The organism is Microcoleus sp. Pol12B4 (assembly GCF_036701385.1).
Lineage (GTDB): Bacteria > Cyanobacteriota > Cyanobacteriia > Cyanobacteriales > Microcoleaceae > Microcoleus.
On record NZ_JAUBQR010000067.1, the window covers coordinates 21,955 to 29,187 of the forward strand.

A 7,233-nucleotide genomic window follows, 5' to 3' on the forward strand; every position below is an offset into this window, starting at 1 on the left:
CCACAGCTCGATCGGCTTGACAGTTTGCAGCAGTTATGCGTAACAAATTATAGCAGAAGGAAGAAGGATCTTCGGCTGCATTCAGCTTTCTTCCCTTCAGCGATGCGAGCAGGCAAATCGCAGTTCCTGAGCGAAGTCAAAGGGTAGTGCAAGTCGCTCCGAGTAAAAAAAAGCAAGAAGGAAGAACCCGTCAAAGGCATGGTTTCAGTAATTAAGAACGTCCTCACCGTTTTGGTGGTTGCGAGATAAGTTGCGAGTTATAAGTTGCAAGTTATGAATTAGATTTCTGATTGAAAACTCTACTCTACTCGCAACCCACAACTCTATCGCTGTTCCCCTACTGGCAAAGTCGAAATTGTGCTATCTCAGCAGGAATTTTTGAAGCATTAGGTACGATCGCACTTGCTGGCACGAAGATTCCCATGCCATAACTGCAACCCTCTGCCGTCGTGCATTCCCCAGGCTTAGCAGTGATTTGATATTCGCCTTGGGATGGGGGAGTAAAAGAGATTGACGCCAGTTCGCCTGTTTTTTGACTCACAGCTATTTCCTGACCGCTTGCATCCTTGAGGGCTAGGTTTAAATCCTGGCAATTTCCGTCGCAAGTGGCAACAAAAACATACTCCACATTAGGATGCAACGTCGCTCTAAAAGGAGATGAAACTTGCTTGCGAACTTGGCCCAGCAACGGCACAAATACTAATTTTTGACCGTTGCTTTTCCGCTGGTCAACTTCTGTTTTCAAGCGACAAATAACCGTTTTTTGGTTGTCTGTCAGTTCTTGAGCAATCGCATTTCCTACAATTGCAGTACCGAGGATTAGGGCAAGGCCGGAAATAACCAGATGTTTGAAATTCATTGATGTCCCTTAAAGTTAATTTTGGGTGATTGCAATAGACCGCTTTTGTCAGCAGTCTATTAGTTTATCTGGAGCCTATCACATTTGTTGACTTTTCAGAAAAAACAGGTCGGAGAAAAGTGCGATCGAACTCATGTCGGGTTTTAGATGAATCTGGCGTCAGCTATCGCCGAAACTCCACAGATTGCAGACCGTAGGAGCAGAAGCTCGTCCTGATTGTATTGTACTAAATTAGGACGAGCGCCATCAGTATCTAGAAACCCGCTTTCTGGGCGGAGGCCTCGCAGCTCAACCTAAGATTTATAGTAGAGACCGGGTTTAACAAGACCTGAATCTGTCCAAGACTGTAAATCTCTGATACAGGTTCCCAGATTCTCTGTCAACAACATAATACAAATTTAAAAAAGTCTTGCTACCATCCTCAATCTTATACCCATTATTAAAAGTCAAAGCTAACCGTAAGGACACGGCAATGCCGTGTCGCTACTCAAAATCCCGCCGTTAAATCCCTTTTACAATCCATTGCCTAACTTCCTTCTTCCGATCATTTATCACTCTTCCGAAATTTCCACGCAGGAACAAACTTGGAATCTCCCCAAACGCCGCGGCGATTTTTCTTAGCTTCGGCTTCCGCTTGTTCCAGAACACTAGCACTGGGACAGTTTTTTAAGTAAGGACGGTAAACCATTGCTAATCCTTCGCGGGTCAAAACTTCTTGGGCAAATGTACCGTTTGGCAAACGAACTTCGCTAACTTTGCGGCCGTAGCGGTCAGTATCGGTGACGGTCAAGACAACGCGACCTCCCCCTTTTTTGACGAGCTGCTGCATTCTTTGGTGCGCTAAATTGCCCCACTTAAATTGATTTTTTAGTGCTGATGCTTTGCTATTTTTCTCAGCATTTGTGTGCGCGACTTCCGGTGCATCTACACAGGCAAAACGCACTTTGATATCTTTTCCCGCGCTATCGCTGGCGACAAGGGTGTCGCCGTCGCTGACTCGCTTGACAGCATAGTTGTTGGGCGCTAACTTTTGGGGGCACCCGAATAGTAGCAATAGCAGAGCAACTGCACTTAAGGTTTTTATTTTTGGGAAAAAGGGGATTTTTGTTTTGGTCATATTTCTCTGTTTTATTTAGTTTCCATCCAATTTTGCCCAGCGTGGATGTCAACTATCAGCGGTACGCTAAGTGGCAGAGCATTTTCCATCGCAGTTCTAATTTTCGGTTGCAATTCTTCCCATTCATCGGGAGGTACTTCAAATATTAATTCGTCGTGAACTTGCAACAGCAGCCGCGCCTGGTAGTTTTGCAAAATTTTGTGTACTTCAATCATGGCAAGTTTAATGATATCAGCACTAGAGCCTTGAATGGGAGCGTTGGCTGCGGCCCGCAAAGATTGGGCGTCATCTCTGCTGACAGATTTAAGTCTATCTGAGTGAATGTCTTGGGGATTGCGACCTTTTAAGTCCAGGAGGCTTTCGCTCTCGAATTTTAAATAGCGGCGGCGACCTAGAATTGTGGTAACGTATCCGAGGGCGATCGCCTCTTTTTTTACTTTCTCCAAATATTCAAAAACTTTACTGTAACGCTGGTTAAATCGTTCAATAAACTTTTTACCGTCGGCTGAAGTTTTGCCCATCGAACGACCAAACTTAATCGCCCCCATACCGTAAATTACCCCAAAATTAATCGTTTTGCCAAACCGTCTTTCGTCTGGCGTTACTTCCTCTTTTTCAAACAGCAGTTGAGCCGTTACAGTATGCACATCTCGGTTATTTTGATAAGCTTCTATTAACACAGGTTCTTGACTCAAGTGAGCCAAAATTCGCAGTTCAATTTGAGAATAGTCAGCCGACACCATCAGCCAACCTTCTTCTGGTAAAAAAGCTTTGCGAATTTGCCGTGAAAACTCGGTGCGGATGGGAATATTTTGTAAATTTGGATTGGAAGAAGAAAGCCTTCCCGTACCAGTTGCAGTTTGGTTGAAATCTGTATGCACTCGCCCGGTTTCTGCACGCACTAACTGGGGCAAAGCATCGACATAAGTTGATTTCAACTTGGATAATGTTCGGTGTTCTAATAAATCGTCTACAATCGGGTGGTCTCCTTGCAATTTATCCAATACAGCGGCGTCTGTAGAGTATCCCGTCTTCGTTTTGCGAGACTTTTTCTGAAACTCATCCGGGATTTTTTCTAACAATATCTCGCTGAGTTGTTTCGGCGAACCTAAATTAAACTTTCTCCCCGCTGCTTGATAAGTCTTTTCTTCTATTTCTTTTAAGCTCTTTTCTAGCTGTTGAGACAGTTCTTGCAGGTAAGCTGAATCAATGCGAATTCCGCAGTATTCCATTTCTGCTAAAACTGGCTCTAGGGGCTGTTCTACTTCCAGCAGCAACTTGTGCAAAGATTTATCGGGAAAGTTATGTTCATCAGCTTTATCTAATTCAGTTCTCAGTTTACCTACTAACTGAAATGTGGTGTGAACATCCATGCCGCAGTAGTCGGCTACTTCTCGAATGCTAATGTCAGCAATTGTTTTGTTTTTCGGCACTAATTCATTGTAAGTTTTGGCAACAATTTTTAAGTAGTGCCTTGACAATTCGCTGAGGCTGTGGCTAGTTTCGGGATTGAGTACGTAACTGGCTAGCATGGTGTCGAAGACGACTCCGGCTAGTTTTATTCCCTGACAGCGCAGGATCGATCGATCGAACTTAGCATTTTGCAGCGCCTTCGGATAATTCTCGCTTTCCAAAATCGGACGCAAAGCATTTAAAACTGGGGCTTTATCCAAGTTTTTGCCCGTTTTATGTCCCGTGGGAATGTAAGCAACATCCTCTTCGCCTGTTCCCCAACAGCAGCCAATTCCGACTAATTCGGCGTCTCGCGGTTCGATGGCGGTGGTTTCGGTATCCCATGCAACGGGTGAGGCTTTGTCGGTGTAGGTTTGCAGCAGTGCGACTAATTCGTTTAACTGTTCGGTTGTTTGAATTATTCGGGGTTTAATTGGCAGTTTGTTTTCCTGCTGGGCGGCTAGGGTTTCTGCGGGACTAAAAAACCACAACGCGTCGTCTTCTGAACTTTCAGAAGTTGCAGGTGACTTATCTATTGGGGGGTGGGCATCGGGTTCGCCCGCAGAAACAGGCAAGATGCCTGTTCCACTGTCCATTGAATTGATTGTGGGGTGGGCATCGGGTTCGCCTTTTGCCAATGGTTCTTCTACACCACCAAAACGCTTTTGAATTTGTTTAACTTTGCTTAAAAATGTCTTAAATTCTAATTTTTCCAGCATCTGGATCAAGGCTGCTTCATCAAAACCTTTGAGCTGGCAATTTTCTAAATCTACTTCTAAGGGCACGTCTTGGACAATGGTTGCCATGCGTTGAGAATGATAAGCAGCTTCTTTGCCTTCTTCTAGCTTTTTCTTAGTTGCTCCTTTAATCTCATCGATGGCTGCATAAATTCCGTCGAGGGAATTGTAACCTTCCAGCAATTGCAGGGCAGTTTTGTCCCCGATGCCTTTAACTCCGGGGATGTTGTCGGATTTGTCGCCGCAGAGGGCTTTGTAATCTACTACTTGTTCGGGCAAAATACCGAGTTTGGCTTTGACTTCTTCCGGGCCGTATTCTTGGGATTTGCCTTTGCCCGATCGCCTGAGTTCATCGGTACTCAAATATAATACGCTGATTTGTTTTTCAGTTTCTACTAATTGAAACAAATCTCGATCGCCCGTGAGGATTTTGACCTGATAACCGGCCGCGCTGGCTTTGTTTGCCAAAGTTCCCAAAACATCGTCTGCCTCAAAACCGGGAGCAGTTATGGCAGGTAAATTCAAATAGGTGAGCAATTCTTGCAGGTTTTTGATATCCGGCTTAAAATCTTCCGGTGTTTCAGCTCGACCGGCTTTGTAGGTGTCGTCTGCTTCGTGGCGAAATGTGGGTGTGGCGAGGTCAAAGGCGATCGCCATGTACTGGGGGTCGTGGGCCGCCATTACTTCCAGCAGCGACTTGAGAAAGCCAAAACAGACGCTGGTGGGAATGCCCGTCGTAGTTCGCAAGCCTCCGTCTCGACTTTTGGCAAAGGCGAAGTAGGAGCGGAAGGCCAGGGAGTGACCGTCAACTAAGATGAAGGTGGGTGCTTGATTTTCCGACACAGACACAGATCCCGATCGCACGAAAGTATTTTCTCATTGTAGCTATAGCAGAAGGATGTCTGATGTTTTGAAGTAGCTCATCTTTGCACCAATTCTTGTAATGCCAAAAAACAGTAGAGTATGGAGTAGATATCTGGGTAAGTCAGACCAACTGCAACGATTCTTGCTATTCTGCGTCGATTTTACTCGCTCGCCTAAAATATCTCAAAAGGTTTCTCTACAAGGTCTTTGGGATGATAAATTTTTAAAACCCCTGATTGCCCCCCTCTCCCCGAAAACAATCGCTCTCCTTCTAAGTCGTTTTCTGAACGGACTTGCGTAAACACGCAATATTATTTGCGCTTACTCCTCTATCAACCGGAATACTTGAAGGACAGAATAAAACTATCAACTTTACAAACAGGTCTGAATTATGAACAAGGTAATGGTTACACTCATCTCTATAGCTACCCTTGGGCTAGGCATTGCTGTTCCCCTCCAAGCCAATGCTCAGCCTATGAAGCAAACAACAAAAGTTGCGCTTGAATCCCAACATCGCCATGAATACCGCGTCCAGTATCACCGCCCCAATCAAAAAAAATGGATCAATGCTGGCACTTTCCGAGATCGTGTAGCTGCTAACAAAGAGGTTCAAAAACTAGAGCATAAAGGTTATAAAGCCAAAATTGTAACGCTGTAGGCTTACACAGTAGAATAGGGAGAGAAAAGGCGAGTGTTGCTCGCCTTTTCTCTCCCTCACGATTATCATTATCAGTAAAAGCACAGGTTATATAGCAAGTCTAAATAGTCGTGAAAACGAGTCTGCTGAAGAACTTATAAAATAGTTATGGCGGTAAAACTATGAGTTATCAAACACAACGCTTTCTGGTCATTGAGGATCACCCTGAAGTGGGTCAAAATAATTGTGATTTTTTGAGGATGATAGACCCTCAGTGTTCCTGCATTATTCAGGAAACCCCTGAAGAGGGGATTGAGAAACTCAAGCAAGAGAACATAGATTTAGTAGTAGTTGACTTACAATTTGGGACTTTGACAGGCGAGGAGTCAGCCAAGCCAGGTTTAGCGCTACTCAACCACATTTTTGAGCATCACCCTCTGTTAAATGTTCTCGTCTATACCAGCGAACCAAGCTATTTAAGGCAAGTCGTGAAGCAAATATTTGAACATCAAGGGGGATTTGCTGTCGTTAATAAAATGGAAAGACGGAATGCTTTTCTAGAAGGAGGTCGTAATGCTTTAACTGGACAGTGTAAGATTCCTCGTAATTTAATGAACGAAATGCCATTGACTGATAAGGATAGAACGGTATTGGACTTGTTATGCAACCAAGCCCTTACCGATCAGGCAATTGCAGATCGGATGCATATATCCCTCAAAACAGCTCAGAACTACGTCCAGAGTCTCAAAGCAAAACTGAATGTCGATCAGCTTGATGGTCAACTTACTAATACCAGAATCGCAGTTTGCATGGAGGCAATTAAACGTAGGTTAATCGGGTAGTTCTACCCTTCTTTGTTATCATATTATGGGGTGTCCATCGTCCATTCAAGTGTTACCTGCATCCCACCTCCTTCTAATGGAACCCTTTGCCAAGCCCCATTTGGTATCTCAGCGGCAATAGTTTTCATCAGTTTAGTGCCATATCCACCACTACGACGTTTTTTGTGAGGAATATCTAATAAGATAGGTGTTAGGCTAGTTCCATTATTCTCGATCGCTAATCGGCACTGACGATCTTTTTGAGTAAGCGAGACTGAAACTTGCGTTGCCGATCCGTTTGGAGGTTGGGCATGGCGAATCACATTAGCGATCGCTTCTCGAAAAAAGCGAAAGATATCTTCTCTCGAATCAATCCAAGCACTATCAGATTTGGGTTCTCGCAAGGGTTGTAGATGCTCTTTGACAGTCAAGGTTAATTCTCTTGAGTCAATCAGTTTTTGGAGCCATTGGTGTATCCCCCGATCCAGTCCAGATTGCAGCTCTGGTGTAATCTCTAGCTTTTCTGCAATTGTACGTGTGCTGCTGAGCTGATTGCGAAGCGCAAGCCCAACTGCTTCTAATCGATCTAAGATTGAGTTAATCATGGGAGATGGATGACTGAGGGCTAGAAGCTCAATACTATCCATTGCCAATTTGAGTTCTTGAAGTGGGCCATCATGAATGTCTGTTGCGACTCGATGGAGGAGTTTCCGCGATTGCAAAAGAACAGCCTGTCGCTCAGCTAA

Annotated in this window: 6 protein-coding genes; 2 read left to right on the plus strand and 4 right to left on the minus strand. The window is 44.5% G+C overall.

Annotated features, from left to right (window positions below):
* Positions 1-337 precede the first annotated feature (337 nt).
* The 3 genes from QUA38_RS11805 to polA form a co-directional block, all read right to left on the minus strand.
* The gene (locus QUA38_RS11805) at positions 338-859 is read right to left on the minus strand and encodes a hypothetical protein (RefSeq protein WP_333161960.1); all 522 of its coding nucleotides are present in this window, start codon (positions 857-859) and stop codon (positions 338-340) included.
* Between the two features lie 544 nt (positions 860-1,403).
* Complete coding sequence (locus tag QUA38_RS11810; protein WP_333161962.1) at positions 1,404-1,976, minus strand: thermonuclease family protein; 573 nt, start codon at positions 1,974-1,976, stop codon at positions 1,404-1,406.
* Positions 1,977-1,987: 11 nt separating this feature from the next.
* Positions 1,988-5,029, minus strand: coding sequence for a DNA polymerase I (polA, locus tag QUA38_RS11815; protein ID WP_333161964.1), 3,042 nt, complete (start codon positions 5,027-5,029; stop codon positions 1,988-1,990).
* A 391-nt stretch (positions 5,030-5,420) separates the two neighbouring features.
* Between polA and QUA38_RS11820 the strand changes: the two genes are divergently transcribed.
* Together QUA38_RS11820 and QUA38_RS11825 are read left to right on the plus strand one after the other, a co-directional pair.
* Positions 5,421-5,687, plus strand: coding sequence for a hypothetical protein (locus QUA38_RS11820; protein WP_333094607.1), 267 nt, complete (start codon positions 5,421-5,423; stop codon positions 5,685-5,687).
* Between the two features lie 161 nt (positions 5,688-5,848).
* On the plus strand, positions 5,849-6,508 hold the full coding sequence (locus tag QUA38_RS11825; protein WP_333094606.1) for a LuxR C-terminal-related transcriptional regulator: 660 nt from the start codon (positions 5,849-5,851) through the stop codon (positions 6,506-6,508).
* 23 nt (positions 6,509-6,531) lie between these two features.
* Here QUA38_RS11825 and QUA38_RS11830 read toward each other — a convergent pair.
* Positions 6,532-7,233: ATP-binding protein (locus QUA38_RS11830; RefSeq protein ID WP_333161966.1), on the minus strand; the 702-nt coding region annotated here is incomplete at its 5' end.

Excerpts from the sequence above, each read along its gene's own strand:
- QUA38_RS11805 (WP_333161960.1), bottom strand. The coding sequence starts at position 859 with ATGAATTTCAAACATCTGGTTATTTCCGGCCTTGCCCTAATCCTCGGT.
- QUA38_RS11810 (WP_333161962.1), bottom strand. The coding sequence starts at position 1,976 with ATGACCAAAACAAAAATCCCCTTTTTCCCAAAAATAAAAACCTTAAGT.
- QUA38_RS11820 (WP_333094607.1), top strand. The coding sequence starts at position 5,421 with ATGAACAAGGTAATGGTTACACTCATCTCTATAGCTACCCTTGGGCTA.
- QUA38_RS11825 (WP_333094606.1), top strand. The coding sequence starts at position 5,849 with ATGAGTTATCAAACACAACGCTTTCTGGTCATTGAGGATCACCCTGAA.